Source organism: Alteromonas sp. McT4-15, from assembly GCF_020515205.1.
Lineage (GTDB): Bacteria > Pseudomonadota > Gammaproteobacteria > Enterobacterales > Alteromonadaceae > Alteromonas.
On sequence record NZ_JAJALG010000001.1, the window covers coordinates 326,245 to 340,103 of the forward strand.

Here is a 13,859-nt window from a genome sequence, read left to right on the forward strand (position 1 = left end):
GCTTGCTATAACTCTCTGAAAAATAGTAACGTTCTACGATTTTTCGTTTTTACTAGACGTGTCGATTTTTTGATCTAGTCTTAACAAGGTACATGTTCAGTTTTCTGATGGGATATGACATTGCTGAACGGAGAGAGCATTTTATGAGAAACAACCAGCCGGTTACCCAAAAAGAATATAAATTCCCCAAACATCACAGGCTGATTTCGTCGACCGATAAACGCGGTGTTATTAAGCATTGTAACCAAGAATTTATTGAAGCGAGTGGATACACCCGAGACGAACTTATCGGTAAGAACCACAATTTGATCCGCCACCCAGATATGCCCTCCCCTGTTTTCAAGGAAATGTGGCGTACACTGGAATCAGGCCAAAGCTGGCTTGGGTTAGTAAAGAATAGACGTAAAAACGGCGACCATTATTGGGTGTCGGCGTTTGTAACACCCGTTTACGAAGGTAACAGTATTTCAGGCTACGAGTCAGTTCGCGTTCCTGCACTTGAAGATGAAATTGCACGTGCAAGTGAAGTGTACGCCCGCTTACAAAGCGGTAAATCACCTATTCCTGCCACGACACAGCTAAGTCAAATGATAGGTCGTTTGTGGCCAACGTTGTTGATAGGTGTGTTACTGGTCATATCGTTAGGCGCGACCAGTGGGCTAGTGCCAGCACTCATTGCATTGGGCGCACTTCTCATATCTACCTTTGCCCAAGATGCAAAATCGCGCAGCGAGTGGAATGGGGTACTTTCATTGAGCCCTGAAAGCTACAGCAACGACATAGTCGCGCAAACCTATTTTCCTGATGCGAAACACGTGGCGCAAGCTAAATTGGCGCTCGGTTGCGAGCTTGCAAGAACGCGAACGGCGCTAACGCGTATTAAAGACGCTTCTGCGGGGTTGGAAGCCATTTCAAATACTACGCATGAGCAAGCTGAAAGCACAAGTGCGGCAGTTGTTCAGCAAAATCAAGCGACACAACAAATAGCCTCTGCGGTAACGCAAATGAGCCAAGCTATACAAGAAGTCGCTGAGCGAGTAGAGAGTAACGCAAAAAGTGCGCGCTCTGCCGCTGAAAATGTCAGTACTGGTAATCAAAAAGCCGAAGAGGCTATGCAGGCTATTGTCTCATTGAGAAAAGCGGTTGAGTCGATCTCAGAAACCGTTACAGAACTAGCGCAATCCACGAGTGACATCGGCGAGGCAGCTAATATAATTTCTACCATTGCTGAGCAGACAAACTTACTTGCACTAAATGCAGCCATTGAAGCAGCGCGCGCAGGCGAACAAGGTCGAGGCTTCGCTGTGGTAGCTGATGAAGTACGTACGCTGGCATCAAAAACCCGTGAGTCCACTGACAAAATTCACAATATTATCAGCGAGCTTGCCGAGCGCTCAGACCGCGCCGTTCGCGTATCCACAGAAGGACTAGCGTCTGCTGAGCACGGCAGTAATATTGTTGAAGAAACGCGAGGAGCCCTGTTTGAAATCAACAATGCGGTTAAAGGGATAGCCGACGCCACCGTTGAAATGTCATCTGCGGTTGAAGAGCAAAGTACGGTAGCCGAACATATAAACCAACAGCTCGTAGAAGTTGCTGATGGTGCAGCGGAAACGCAGCGTTCTTCTGAAGCGTCACTGGCAGCAAGTAACGACTTGAAAAACACTGTTAATCAAGTTCATGAGCTCATTTTACGTTTTAGTACCAACAAGCGCGTAGGCGAATAACTTGAATAGGCGGGGCAACCCGCCTATTTGCTATTTAGACCTGCATGTAAGCCACGTCTATAAGCGGCAATTGCTGGGAATAATGAAACGATATAAGTACTAACAAGCACAAGTGAGCCGATAATTGCACTGCTTTGACCAAAAAGTTGCCCAGTGATGAACAAACCATATTCACTGCTAAGCCATGGTTTTATCGCTGTGATTAGCCCCGCTACCAAAACTACACTGAGTATCAGGCTGACAAGCGTAATAAATAGCGCTTCTAATTGAATAAGCAGTAATAAAGTAAAAGGCCCAGCCCCAATAGTGCGTAGCACGGCTATTTCTTGATAGCGCTCGCGCATACTCGCCAATAGCATTGTTGCTAAACCAACTAACGCACTAATCACAATGATAGATGATAAGCCTAGCAGTAAGGCTTCGATATTCCCCATAATTTGCCATAACTCAGCAAGCGCCATACCCGGTAAAATTGCCATTAACGGTGTGTCATTATTCTGATTTAATTGGTATTGCAGTTGAAGCGCGGTAACACGGTTTTTAAGCCCCAACATAACAACAGACACTTGCTGTGGTGCGAACTCATTACTGTTGTAGCGAATCTCAGTTGCGTTATGTTCAGTTACATTGTTCTCATCATGTTCATGTTCATGTTCATGTTCATGCTCATGCTCATCGAGTTTGGGCTTGCTAATAGAACGCATTGAACTATTTTTGCCCCCAGCTTGGTGGCTGTGCGCTTTTTCTAACCCTTCAAGGGTTACATAAACGGCCTTATCGACAGGCGTGCCTGTCTTTTCAAGGACCCCAGCTATGACAAATGGGTGGGTATCGTGATTATTGAACGACACGTTACCCAAGCCATGGGATATTACGATTTTGTCGCCTACCTTATAGCCGAGCGTTTGCGCAATATCGGCACCTACCACGGTAGACAGAGGTTGGGTGAAGTTGCTTCCATGGGCGAAAGCAAGCGCTTGCTTATCACCATACTTAAAGTGCGTAAAAAATTGATTGTTTGTGCCTATAACACGAAACCCTTTGTGGGTGTCGCCTAATGACAATGGAATTATCCATGCCACTTGCTTGTTCGATTCAAGGGATGCAACGCTATTCCATGGGATCCCTTTAGATGGTGTTCCAACGTTGAAAACCGACGAAAGTAACAAATTAAGCTGCCCGCTTGGTGCGCCAACAATTAAGTCAACACCCGAGACCGTGCGTGTGAAGCTGGTTTTAACTTGAGTACGCACAATATCAACCGTGAGCAAAAGACAAACGCTAATGGTGATGCTTAACAAGGTCAACAATGCGGTGTGCTTGCGTCGTTTTAAACTCGCTAGTGCAATTGTAGTTAGCATTGGCCCGCTCCTTCACCCGCATTACCCTGCCTTTTAGTGCCGTTGGCAAGCAGTTCCTTAATGTCTATATGCGTTTTGAAATAGGCGGCCATTGCTGGATCGTGACTGACAAACAACAAGGTGCTGTCTTTTGCAACTTCTTTAAGTAGAGACATGAAACTATCTCGCGCGGCTACATCTAACGCAGACGTTGGTTCATCTACAATTAAAATTTGTGGCGCGTTGACTAGCGCTCGTGCAATAGCGACGCGTTGCTGCTGTCCAATGCTCAAAGCATCTGCTTGTTCGCTTAACACATTATCAGGCAATTGGAGCTTTTCGATTAAGCGTTGAATTTTCTGGCTGAGGGCGTCACTACCTAATGTGTTTTTGGCAAAGTAAGCAGCCGCACGAATATTTTGTTCGACTGTTAGATAGGGAATTAAATTGAACTGTTGAAATACGACACCGATGTGCTGTGCCCTAAAATTATCTCGCTGACGATTTGATAACGTTGAAAAAGGGCGGCCGAGTAAGGATATTTCGCCACTTGTTGGTGTGAGTGTGCCGCTTAGTAAGTTGAGCAATGTACTTTTACCACTGCCTGAGGGGCCCGAGAGAAAAATATGTTCGCCCTCTGCAACTTGCCATTTGTCTATGGCCAGTAGTGGTGACACTGATTTGTTGTAAGCAAACCGCATCTGGTTTACTTCGATGGCTGGCGCGTTGTGGACTATCGACAATTCGTTTTTTATCACACTCTTTTAAACCTGTAATTTCTGACAACCTAATAGCAGTGAACTAAAGCGCCTTTAGCTTAACACTATGTTTTTCAACTCGCTCAAATTACAGCGTGTTCTCAATACCATATGGCAAAACCACACAGCTAAACCACAAGGCCAAATCACAAGAATAAACCATAAGCCGTGTAACAAATAATAAAGGTTTGAGCCTAAGCGCTGTAGGTCGCGTTATGTTATCAAATAACAATAGCGACTACAGTATCAGATAAGTTTTTGCTCGCAGAAACGAGTTAAGTTGTCTAGTGCAGCTTTGTATTTATGGTGTGTTCTAATGTAAAACGTTAACCATTAGCCTGTAGCTTCACAACTTCTGCGCTTTCGTCTTCTAACACGCTTTCTGCAGTAGCACCTTTAAAGATTTTGCTAATTTTATCTTTGTTTTTTGACAGCATAATTGTCAGTTCTTCTACTACGCTATCGTCTAGTTTGATGCCCTTCGCATGAATGTAGTCGGCAAGATTGTCTGCAGCGTCGAGCATTTTGTCGTACTGATCGGCTTCTTTTTTGTCGGTAGTTACCAATTTTTCTACCCCTTTGTGCGTAACAACATACTGTGTGGTAATGGCCATGGTAGGTCCCCTGTTTATTAAAGACACAAAAACTGTACAGCATTTTACTGTACAAATAAACAGTATTTTTATTAAATGTTTGAGTTTTATTAGTGAGAGAAGGGTAACAAGCCGTTTTAAAGGTGATTAATGCTTGTGCAATTGGTAACCGCTGCGTATAATGCGCGCCCTTACAGCCATCCCAATTCGTTCCTTGTCTCCATACAGTCGGCTGTACTGTCGAGGCTACAACCGTAAGGAGCTATAATGCGTCATTACGAAATCGTATTTATGGTTCACCCTGATCAGAGTGAACAAGTACCTGGTATGATCGAGCGTTATACCACAATCCTAAAGCAAGACGGTGGTCAGATTCATCGTTTAGAAGATTGGGGCCGTCGTCAACTGGCTTACCCAATTGAAAAGCTGCACAAAGCCCACTACGTACTAATCAATGCTGAAGCGTCTGCAGAAGCTGTTGATGAATTGGAAAATGCTTTCCGTTTCAACGACGTGATCCTACGTAACATGGTTATGCGCACTAAGACTGCTGTGACTGAGCCTTCTCCAATGATGAAAGAAGAGCCTCGTCGTGAGCGTCGTGACGATTCTGCTCCTCGCCAAGACCGCGCGGAAAAGAAAACTGAAACCACTGAAGACAACGCTTAAGGAGATCACCCATGGCTCGTTTTTTCAGACGTCGTAAGTTCTGCCGTTTCACTGCAGAAGGTGTGACTGAAATCGATTACAAAGATATCGCTACTCTTAAGAACTACATCACTGAGAGCGGTAAAATTGTCCCTAGCCGTATTACTGGTACAAGCGCAAAATATCAGCGTCAGCTGTCTTCTGCGATCAAGCGCGCACGTTTCCTTGCGTTGCTTCCGTACACTGATTCACACAAGTAATTTGGCGAAAATAAGGGTTAGCTAAGATGAATATCATCCTACTAGATAAAATCGCCAACCTTGGCGGCCTGGGCGACCAAGTGACTGTAAAGTCTGGTTACGCTCGTAACTTCCTTTTCCCACAGGGTAAAGCGGTTCCTGCAACTAAAGACAACGTTGAAAAGTTCGAAGCACGTCGTGCTGAACTTGAAGCGAAAATTGCTGAGCAACTAGCTGCTGCTAACGCACGCGCTGAAAAAGTTGCTGAGCTTGCTGAAGTTACAATCGCAGCACCAGCTGGTGACGAAGGTAAACTGTTTGGTTCTGTTGGTACTCGTGACATCGCTGATGCAATCACTGCAGCTGGCGTTGAAGTACAAAAAGCAGAAGTTAAACTACCTACTGGTACTCTTCGTGAGACTGGTGAGTATGACATCGACTTACAACTTCACTCTGACGTTATCACTTCAATCAAAGTGATCATCATTGCTGAAGCGTAATCGCTGACGTATTTGAAAAAGCCGCTCTTTTGAGCGGCTTTTTTGTGCCTGTTTGTCACTACTCACAGAGTTTCGTATATTTGTCGACTCTGTGAAATGTAACAAATTAATTACAATCTCGACCAATAACCTAAAATCCAAGTCCACTTATCTGCGATAAATAGCGGTTTTTAAACCACATTTAAAAGAAATGTTAATTATCGCTAATAATCTTCGTATCACAGTTTTAAACTTTTTCTGTCACTTCTGCGACCTATAGTAAATCGAACTATAAAAAGCATAAGTACCACGTTATGGACATCACTCGTGCAGCAATAAAAAACGCAACTGGGGTAGGTATCGGCATTACATTGTTGGTATTTCTTGGGCTTTACAGTCTATTTAATTTACCCGTTCAGTTATTTCCCGATATTGATCGCCCCTATATCAATATTCAAACTTCGTGGCGGGCTGCGTCCCCGCAAGAAATAGAATCAGAGATAATTGAGCCTCAAGAAGAGGTTTTGCAGGGTATACCTGGGCTTGAGTCGATGAGCGCATGGGCTAACCAGGGTAATGCATGGATAAACCTTGAGTTTGGTTTAGGTACGGACATGCAAAAAACGCTTATTGAAGTGATAAGTCGCATGAACCGTGTTCCACCTCTTCCACGGGATGCCCTTTCCCCCAACATTATGCTTGCAGGCAGCGGTGGTGATGCCCCCGCGCTTACCTATTTCTTCTTACAACGCTTGCCCGGTAACCCTAATGAAATTAATACTTACGTTACTTATTTTACAGATGTAATTAAGCCCCAGCTGGAATCTATTCCTGGCGTAGCACGAGCAAGGATGGAAAGTGGCGTTGGTGGCGTTGAAGAATTCCAAATTGTCTTTGACCCATTTAAAGCTGCGCAACTGGGTATTAACTTAAGTGCAGTTGCCAATGAACTTGGTCGCGCCAATGATATTTCTGGCGGGTTCGTCGATGTTGGTCGCAGACGTTACACACTGCGCTTTGAAGGTCGTTATCAACCCACTCAAATGGGTGAGATGATCCTTGAATGGCGTGACGGTAGCCCGATAACGTTAAATGACATTGCTGAGATAAAAATTACACGTGCTGATGGCAATAACGCAAGCGTACAAAACGGCAACCCAGCAATTTCTATTCGCGTTGACAGACAAAATGATGCCAACGTATTGGCTACGCTTGAGGCGGTTAAGGCAAAAGTCGATGAAATCAATCGCAATGATCTTGCTGCGCAGCAATTGGTGATGGCACAAAGCTTTGACGCATCAGTATTTATTTATCGCGCGGTGCAGCTAGTAACGAGTAACCTGTTTATAGGTGTGGCACTTGCTATTGGTGTGCTGTGGCTGTTTATGAGACAGCTTCGCGCAACACTTATTGTGGCATTGGCTATCCCGATCTCGCTTCTAAGTACCTTTGTCGTGCTTCAACTGACGGGGCGCTCATTAAATATTATCTCATTGGCAGGGCTTGCATTTGCCGTTGGCATGGTACTCGATGCGGCCATTGTCGTGCTTGAAAACATAGTACGTACGCGAAAGAGCGTAGGTAGCGACGAAGAAAGTGCATACAAGGGCACTAAAGAGGTGTTTGGTGCACTGATGGCGTCAACAGCCACCACCGTAGCTATATTTATTCCGGTTATGTTTCTCGAAGATGTAGAAGGACAACTATTTGCGGACCTAGCGCTTACTATTGCCATTGCGGTATGTATGTCGTTAATTGTGGCGGTTACGGTACTACCCGTAGTGGCGGCCCGTTATCTACAAGGCGATATGCCTGAAGATAGTTTGAAACGTGTTTGGGAAAAAATAACCCAGACGATCATGCGTCTGTCTTCAACACCACTAAGAAGGGTTGTTCTCGTCGCTACATTAATGGGCATTCCAATTACGGGAAGCATGCTATTAATGCCTTCGATGGACTATCTGCCGCCAGTGAAACGCGATGCTGTCGACGCCTTCTTAAGTCTGCCAGCAGGTGCCAGTGAAAATTTCATTTCTGAAGAAGTTATCCCGATTGTCGTTGAACGATTAAAGCCCTACATGGATGGTGAGAAGCAGCCTGCCCTAAAAAATTACTACATTATCACCTGGCCTAATGGCGGTACATTAGGGGTGCGGGCGAAAGACCAGTCTAAAGTGAAAGAGCTTGAAACTATCGTGCGTGATGAAATCCTTAAAGATCTTCCTGATACGCAGGCCTTTGCCCAACAAGGTAACTTGTTTGGTGGGTTTGGTAATGGGCGCTCCATTGCTATTCATCTGCAAGGTACTGACCAAGATATGTTGGGTATTGCTGCACAAGCTGGTTTAGATAAGCTTCGAGAAGTCTTTCCCAATGCCAATGCGCGCTCTAATCCGCCGCTAGAACAGGCTGAACCTGAACTGCGTTTTTATCCAAACGATAGCAGAATGATGGAAGTCGGACTTAATCGCGGCGGCATGGGTAACCTCGTGCGTGCTATGGGCGACGGTATGTATGTGGGTGAGTACTTCGATGGCATAAAGCGCATGAACATTATTTTTCGCTCTGAACCGTGGCAAACACCTGAAGATTTAGGTAGCACCCCCATCATGACGCCAGTTGGTGAAGTGGTGCAACTGGCTGATTTGGTTGAAATTGAACGCGCGGTAGGTCCAAGTCGAATTCAGCGTATTGAAGGTCGTCGTACCTTGACGATAAACGTTAATCCGCCCGAAGGAATGAGTCTTGAACAAGCCATGAATGTCATTAAGTCAGAGGTAGAGCCCGTCATCATGAGCATGATGCCATCTGACGGTGCCATCAACTATGGTGGTAGCGCAGATAGCCTTAAAGGCGCTATTTCATCAATGGCTGATAACTTCCTCTTTGCCATGATTCTATTATTACTGCTAATGGCAGGGCTGTTTAAGTCACTGAAAGATAGTGTGTTGGTTGTACTGTCTATTCCTCTTGCCACAGTGGGTGGTGTGGTAGCGATACGCATAATGAATACCTTCATGTTCCAACCCATGGATTTATTAACCATGATTGGCTTCATTATTTTATTAGGCTTGGTGGTGAACAACGCCATCTTGCTCGTGCATCAAACCCGACTTGGTGAACAGAAGGGGCTAAGTCGTGACGCAGCCGTTGAGCAAGCCATTGAACTGCGCCTGCGCCCCATCTTTATGAGCACGCTGACATCAATATTTGGCATGTTGCCCCTGTTACTTATGCCTGGTGCAGGCAGTGTGATATACCGCGGTTTGGCTGCCGTAATCGTTGGTGGAATGACCGTGAGTACCGTGTTCACTTTATTGCTTCTGCCTACGTTGTTGAGAATGACGGGCAGCAAAGCCGTCACCCCAATTTCACATGACACTGTGGGAGGTATTACACCTAGAGCAGTGAAACTAAACAAACACAGTGATCATTTATAAAGGATTTAGTCTCATGAAAACATTAACGCGTTCAGTTGTTTTGGGTATGTCAGCATTGACGTTAGTTTCCTTCTCGCAGGCATCATTGGCACAGGAAAATAGCGCTCCACCGCCGGTGCTAGTGCAAGTTGATGAGGCCCGTGAACAAGCTATATCTCAACTCACGTGGGTACCAGGTACTATTCTAAGTCAAACTGATGCGAACTTGGCTTCTGAAGTTGATGGTCGCATTACGTGGATGGCTGAAGTAGGGGATATCATCCGCGCCGGTGAACCGCTCGTCGTTTTAGATGATACGCGCCTAAACATCACATTAAACCAAAACAAATCAAACATAGCGCAATGGCAGTCTCAAGTTACGTTGTTTGAAAAGCGTCTAGCGCGCTATGAAAACCTTAAAGCCAATAATAACATGTCGCAGGGAGAACTTGATGCTGTTGAGGCTGATTTAGAGAATGCAAAGCAAGAGTTGGCACAAGCAAAGCTAGACTTGTCGTTTACCGAATACCAACTTGCTCAAAGCAGAGTAAAAGCGCCTTTTACCGCATTGGTTGTTGAACGACTTCAGTCACCCGGTGAATATACAGGTGTTGGGCAAACCCTGTTACGTGTAGTGAATCCAGATAACGTAGAAGTACAGGTACGCGCACCACTCACTGTTTTGCCTTATATTGAAAGTGGTATGGCTGTCAGTGTGCAAAGTAAAACGCACCAGGTAGAAGAAGCAATCAGAGCCATTGTGCCTGTGGGTAACGCTAACTCCAGAATGATGGAGCTACGCATAGCAATAAAACCCGGCGACTTTCCAATAGGCAGCGCAGTGAGGGTCGCGATTCCCAGTAGCGATACCCATGACGGCGTTACGATCCCTCGCGATGCACTGGTACTTAGAAAATCAGGGACTTACATTTATCAGCTCAACGAAAATAACGAAGCTCAGCAGGTCAAAGTTCGTACGGGTGTGGGCCTAGGCGAACGTATTGAAGTGTTCGGCGAAATTAATCCATCGCAGTATGTGGTAGTGCGTGGCGCAGAGCGTCTACGCGAAGGTCAGAAAGTAAGATTCGAAGAAACAAACAGTACGCTAACCGCCAAAAATTAATAATTTCTTACGCTTAAGTGGGGCAGTTGCCCCACAAATTAGGTAAAGTGCCTGATTATTAATGGTGTTTATCAGGTATGTTTAGTGAAGCAAAAAATAGTCAGCACCCGTTTATATCGCAACGCAAGTACAGCAATAAAGGGAAGTGCGATCACATTATCAGTGGGTATATTAGTTGGATGTGCAACGCAAAATAATGTAGAGCGTGTTGAGGGTGAAAATTCTGTCATCACATACACTGACGTTGAAGGCTACGAAGACAGATTCAGCAATATCTATGATGATTTCAAAGACTACCCCGTAACGTGTGAAGGCGATTGTTACCCTGCCACGAAAGATATTGTGTGCGAGGATACTATGCAGCATTGTCAGTACCAAGGGGATCGCCCGTCGATAGATTTAAACACTGGTTTCTCGATTAAATGGCTTGGGCATGCAAGTTTTGCAATTACCACAGACAGTGGTGAGCAATTTCTTATCGACCCCGTATTTGGACAATTCGATTGGCCTGTTAACTGGGCATTTAGGCTGTCTGAAGGATTCAATCGCGAGCCAGCTTCACTGCTAACTGATGAAGAGTTAGCGAATACGGATGCGGTGTTATATTCCCATATTCACTATGACCACTTTAACAAAGCCGATATAAGTGAACTTGGTAATCAGCCCACTTACCTTGTGCCTTTGGGGTTTGCCGAGCATTTCGAGGATAACGGCTATGCCATTAAAGAAATGGCGTGGTTTAGTTCGCAACAAATAAACCGCACAACGGCGCACTTCGTGCCAGCTCACCATTTTAGTAATCGCATTTGGGTTCCCTTTATTCACGAAGACAACAACGCTACACTGTGGGGCGGATGGGTGCTAGAGAATAACGGATACACATTATTTTTTGCTGGCGACACTGGCTACTCACCGCACTTTAAAGACATCAATGAACGCTATGGACCTATTGATGTGTGTCTTTTACCTATCGCGTCGTATTTCAGTGAAGAGTCCCCTAGGTGGTATCGAAAAGTACATACTACGCCAGAAGATGCGATTATTGCCGCTCAAGAGCTCAACTGTAAGGTTGTGATCCCTTGGGGGTACGGCAATGCTAGCTGGCGAATGGGAGATAAAACATCACATTCAGCCTTATTTCGATTGCTACATATGAAAGAACAGCTAAATACTGATGTGCCGTGGTATGTGTTAAATGAAGGAGAGTCGGTGAAATTTTAATCTTGTAGAGTACGTAAGATTGGACTAATTTTTCTCCAGTTTCTTCAATGCAGCTTTACATTCAAGGATTGAATATGTTCACAACGCGCAAGGAAGTCGTCTTATTTTTTGCTTTTAGCCTGTTCGGTTATATAGGCGCTTGCAGCTACTTTTTGAAACAAGCGCCTGCCACACAGCCAGCGCCATTTAACGTGTGTATACAGAGTTGTACAACAACAGTTGAATACTCGGTTGCCTACCCCTCAGAACAATACGTCTTCAAAGGTACGATAAAGTCGATATTTGAAAAATATCGCCAAGAAGAGGTGGGTTATTATTTAACGTGTTCAGAGCATTATTGTGCGCTGTCTATATACGTTAACGCACCATCGCAGCTTGCGCCCCTATTGCAGGCAGTTAACAAGCAGTTCTCCCCACTTATCAAAGAAGAAGCGGGGGCACCGCAAAACTGGTTAGACAGTACTATTTATTTGCTATTTTCTCACACTTTAAACGCCATTCATCGTCCAGCGTAGGCAAAGCTGCAAGCCTAGCTGCCAGTGCAGCATCGACTTTTGTATGCGCGCATTGCATTAACGTATGTACATCAACAGTGTCAGGCTCTCGGTGCAGGAGAGTGACTGTGTCACCCACACTAATAGTGCCGGTTTTAATGACGCGATAGTACCAACCCGTTATACCTCGCTCGCCCACAAAGCGATCCAGATTAGCGATACCATAGCGCAGCGATATCTTGTTACATGGCGCGCGAGGCGCGCTCACTTGCAATTCCACATCGCCAAATTGCCATATATCGCCAATGCAGACAGTCGCATCATCCATGCCTTCAACACTGATGTTTTCACCGATACTACCCACAGAAAATTCGCCATCGGGAAAGTGTTTTGCAAGGGTAAGATAGTTAGTTGGACAGAATTGGTGAAGTACCTTCTCAGGTCCACCATGAAGACGTAGGTTGGCTTGCTCATCTTCATCAGTGCTATCTATATTGACGGTTAATGTATTTACTGCACTTTTTATAATACTACTGGGTGCACCTCTAGGCCCTAGCGGTTGTGGCTTCCCAGCAAAAAGTCCATTCACTTTAAACGATGACGTCATGGTTTCTCCAAAAAAATATTTTGTGCATTTAAACCTTTCTCCTATAGGGTACGACTAACCTTATAACACTAACAAGTGCCACGATGAAAAAGGCGCTAATCCATATAACGATTAAGAGAACAACATGGAACACACACAACAACGTGTTGTACACGCCAATGTGGTGTTTGGTAGCAAAGACGAAGAGAATTTGATCGCGTCGGCAAAGCAGGGTAACAAGCACGCGTTTCGCCAGCTGTACGACAAACATATTGGTAGAGTCTACGCCTTATGCTATCGACTTACAGGTGACAAAGGAATGGCTGAAGATGCTTCTCAGGAGGTGTTTATTCAGCTGTGGCGAAAGCTTGAAAATTTCGATGGTCAAAGTCAATTTTCAACGTGGCTACATAGCGTAACGGCAAACATAACCATTTCTTACATTCGTAAGCAAAAAGGATGGGTCCAACGCATGTTCAATCTTGAAGCGAGTAGCATCCATGAGATGACGGCTGAGTCAGATAGCACTGACATTGATTTAGAAGCACTTGTTATACGGTTGCCAGAGCGTGCTCGAATGGTGTTTGTACTGCATGCATTGGAAGGTTATCGCCACGAAGATATTGCGAATATGCTGAACATGGCGGTGGGATCAAGTAAAGCGCAGTTTTTTCGCGCAAAGCAGCTTTTGAAAGAATTTATGGGGTATGACAATGAGTAATTTTGATGAACAACTCGCGCGACATATCGCTGAACTGAACAAAGAAAAACAACCCGAGCGTGATTTATTTCGCGGAATTGAACTGGGTATTGAAGCGCAAAAAGATAGCGAGGCAAATACCAATAATCAAGGCGTTACGCCCAAGCAGTGGATGGCCATTGCCGCAAGTGTGTGCCTAGTTACGGTATTGTGGTTTTCGGCGCCTTTTGCTTTTAAGCTTGATGACCCGCGCAGTGACAATTACGCCTTAATCGATGCAATGAGTACGCAGCAGCAACAACAAGTCAGTAGCTTGCTAGCAAGTTACCAAAGTACGCCAGCGTTAACTGAAGACTGGCAACAGCAATTAAAAGAATTAGATGATGCAGCAGATGCCATTAAAGCCGCGTTGAAGGAAGATCCTGATAATTCGGCGCTAATCAAAATGTTACATCACGTATATCAACAGCAAATTGCCTTAATTGAGCGAGTGCACGCGCCAAAGTGGCAGCAAATTTAATAAGGGTAAGAT

14 protein-coding genes are annotated in these 13,859 nt (G+C 45.0%); 10 read left to right on the top strand and 4 right to left on the bottom strand.

What is annotated here, in order from left to right:
- The first annotated feature begins 143 nt into the window (after positions 1-143).
- On the top strand, positions 144-1,727 hold the full coding sequence (locus LHL20_RS01410; RefSeq protein WP_226431959.1) for a methyl-accepting chemotaxis protein: 1,584 nt from the start codon (positions 144-146) through the stop codon (positions 1,725-1,727).
- A gap of 23 nt (positions 1,728-1,750) precedes the next feature.
- Here the strand turns inward: LHL20_RS01410 and LHL20_RS01415 are convergent, their stop codons facing one another.
- The 3 genes from LHL20_RS01415 to LHL20_RS01425 form a co-directional block, all read right to left on the bottom strand.
- Positions 1,751-3,088 (bottom strand): ABC transporter permease, encoded by a 1,338-nt coding sequence (locus LHL20_RS01415; RefSeq protein WP_226431960.1) that lies wholly within the window; start codon positions 3,086-3,088, stop codon positions 1,751-1,753.
- On the bottom strand, positions 3,082-3,768 hold the full coding sequence (locus LHL20_RS01420) for an ABC transporter ATP-binding protein (RefSeq protein WP_226432023.1): 687 nt from the start codon (positions 3,766-3,768) through the stop codon (positions 3,082-3,084). Before LHL20_RS01420 ends, LHL20_RS01415 begins: the two co-directional genes overlap by 7 nt.
- A 383-nt stretch (positions 3,769-4,151) precedes the next feature.
- Positions 4,152-4,439 (bottom strand): YebG family protein, encoded by a 288-nt coding sequence (locus LHL20_RS01425; protein ID WP_014951121.1) that lies wholly within the window; start codon positions 4,437-4,439, stop codon positions 4,152-4,154.
- A 246-nt stretch (positions 4,440-4,685) separates the two neighbouring features.
- On the opposite strand from LHL20_RS01425, the gene rpsF reads away from it, so the two are divergent.
- From rpsF to LHL20_RS01460, 7 genes are all read left to right on the top strand, one after another.
- Complete coding sequence (rpsF, locus tag LHL20_RS01430; protein ID WP_014951120.1) at positions 4,686-5,087, top strand: 30S ribosomal protein S6; 402 nt, start codon at positions 4,686-4,688, stop codon at positions 5,085-5,087.
- Between the two features lie 11 nt (positions 5,088-5,098).
- A complete protein-coding gene (gene rpsR, locus LHL20_RS01435) occupies positions 5,099-5,326 on the top strand; it encodes a 30S ribosomal protein S18 (protein ID WP_012519954.1) in 228 nt (75 codons plus the stop codon).
- 26 nt (positions 5,327-5,352) lie between these two features.
- Positions 5,353-5,805, top strand: a complete 453-nt coding sequence (gene rplI, locus LHL20_RS01440) for a 50S ribosomal protein L9 (RefSeq protein ID WP_012519953.1) — start codon at positions 5,353-5,355, stop codon at positions 5,803-5,805.
- Between the two features lie 293 nt (positions 5,806-6,098).
- Positions 6,099-9,224, top strand: coding sequence for an efflux RND transporter permease subunit (locus LHL20_RS01445; RefSeq protein WP_226431961.1), 3,126 nt, complete (start codon positions 6,099-6,101; stop codon positions 9,222-9,224).
- Positions 9,225-9,237: 13 nt separating this feature from the next.
- A complete protein-coding gene (locus LHL20_RS01450; protein ID WP_226431962.1) occupies positions 9,238-10,326 on the top strand; it encodes an efflux RND transporter periplasmic adaptor subunit in 1,089 nt (362 codons plus the stop codon).
- Between the two features lie 135 nt (positions 10,327-10,461).
- Entirely contained in the window at positions 10,462-11,547 is a 1,086-nt protein-coding gene (locus tag LHL20_RS01455; protein WP_226432024.1) for an MBL fold metallo-hydrolase, read from the top strand.
- Positions 11,548-11,621: 74 nt separating this feature from the next.
- On the top strand, positions 11,622-12,062 hold the full coding sequence (locus LHL20_RS01460; protein ID WP_226431963.1) for a hypothetical protein: 441 nt from the start codon (positions 11,622-11,624) through the stop codon (positions 12,060-12,062).
- On the opposite strand, the gene LHL20_RS01465 is transcribed toward LHL20_RS01460, so the two are convergent.
- A complete protein-coding gene (locus LHL20_RS01465; protein WP_226431964.1) occupies positions 12,010-12,648 on the bottom strand; it encodes an MOSC domain-containing protein in 639 nt (212 codons plus the stop codon). The genes LHL20_RS01460 and LHL20_RS01465 overlap by 53 nt on opposite strands.
- 124 nt (positions 12,649-12,772) lie before the next feature.
- On the opposite strand from LHL20_RS01465, the gene LHL20_RS01470 reads away from it, so the two are divergent.
- Both LHL20_RS01470 and LHL20_RS01475 read left to right on the top strand, forming a co-directional pair.
- Positions 12,773-13,348 carry an RNA polymerase sigma factor gene (locus LHL20_RS01470; RefSeq protein ID WP_226431965.1) on the top strand — a complete coding sequence of 192 codons (576 nt, stop codon included), beginning with the start codon at positions 12,773-12,775 and terminating at the stop codon, positions 13,346-13,348.
- A complete protein-coding gene (locus LHL20_RS01475) occupies positions 13,341-13,847 on the top strand; it encodes a hypothetical protein (RefSeq protein ID WP_226431966.1) in 507 nt (168 codons plus the stop codon). Before LHL20_RS01470 ends, LHL20_RS01475 begins: the two co-directional genes overlap by 8 nt.
- Positions 13,848-13,859 lie beyond the last annotated feature (12 nt).

Excerpts from the sequence above, each read along its gene's own strand:
- LHL20_RS01415 (WP_226431960.1), bottom strand. The coding sequence starts at position 3,088 with ATGCTAACTACAATTGCACTAGCGAGTTTAAAACGACGCAAGCACACC.
- LHL20_RS01460 (WP_226431963.1), top strand. The coding sequence starts at position 11,622 with ATGTTCACAACGCGCAAGGAAGTCGTCTTATTTTTTGCTTTTAGCCTG.
- LHL20_RS01465 (WP_226431964.1), bottom strand. The coding sequence starts at position 12,648 with ATGACGTCATCGTTTAAAGTGAATGGACTTTTTGCTGGGAAGCCACAA.
- LHL20_RS01420 (WP_226432023.1), bottom strand. The coding sequence starts at position 3,768 with ATGCGGTTTGCTTACAACAAATCAGTGTCACCACTACTGGCCATAGAC.
- LHL20_RS01445 (WP_226431961.1), top strand. The coding sequence starts at position 6,099 with ATGGACATCACTCGTGCAGCAATAAAAAACGCAACTGGGGTAGGTATC.
- LHL20_RS01475 (WP_226431966.1), top strand. The coding sequence starts at position 13,341 with ATGAGTAATTTTGATGAACAACTCGCGCGACATATCGCTGAACTGAAC.
- LHL20_RS01410 (WP_226431959.1), top strand. The coding sequence starts at position 144 with ATGAGAAACAACCAGCCGGTTACCCAAAAAGAATATAAATTCCCCAAA.
- rplI (WP_012519953.1), top strand. The coding sequence starts at position 5,353 with ATGAATATCATCCTACTAGATAAAATCGCCAACCTTGGCGGCCTGGGC.
- LHL20_RS01450 (WP_226431962.1), top strand. The coding sequence starts at position 9,238 with ATGAAAACATTAACGCGTTCAGTTGTTTTGGGTATGTCAGCATTGACG.
- rpsF (WP_014951120.1), top strand. The coding sequence starts at position 4,686 with ATGCGTCATTACGAAATCGTATTTATGGTTCACCCTGATCAGAGTGAA.
- LHL20_RS01470 (WP_226431965.1), top strand. The coding sequence starts at position 12,773 with ATGGAACACACACAACAACGTGTTGTACACGCCAATGTGGTGTTTGGT.
- LHL20_RS01425 (WP_014951121.1), bottom strand. The coding sequence starts at position 4,439 with ATGGCCATTACCACACAGTATGTTGTTACGCACAAAGGGGTAGAAAAA.
- rpsR (WP_012519954.1), top strand. The coding sequence starts at position 5,099 with ATGGCTCGTTTTTTCAGACGTCGTAAGTTCTGCCGTTTCACTGCAGAA.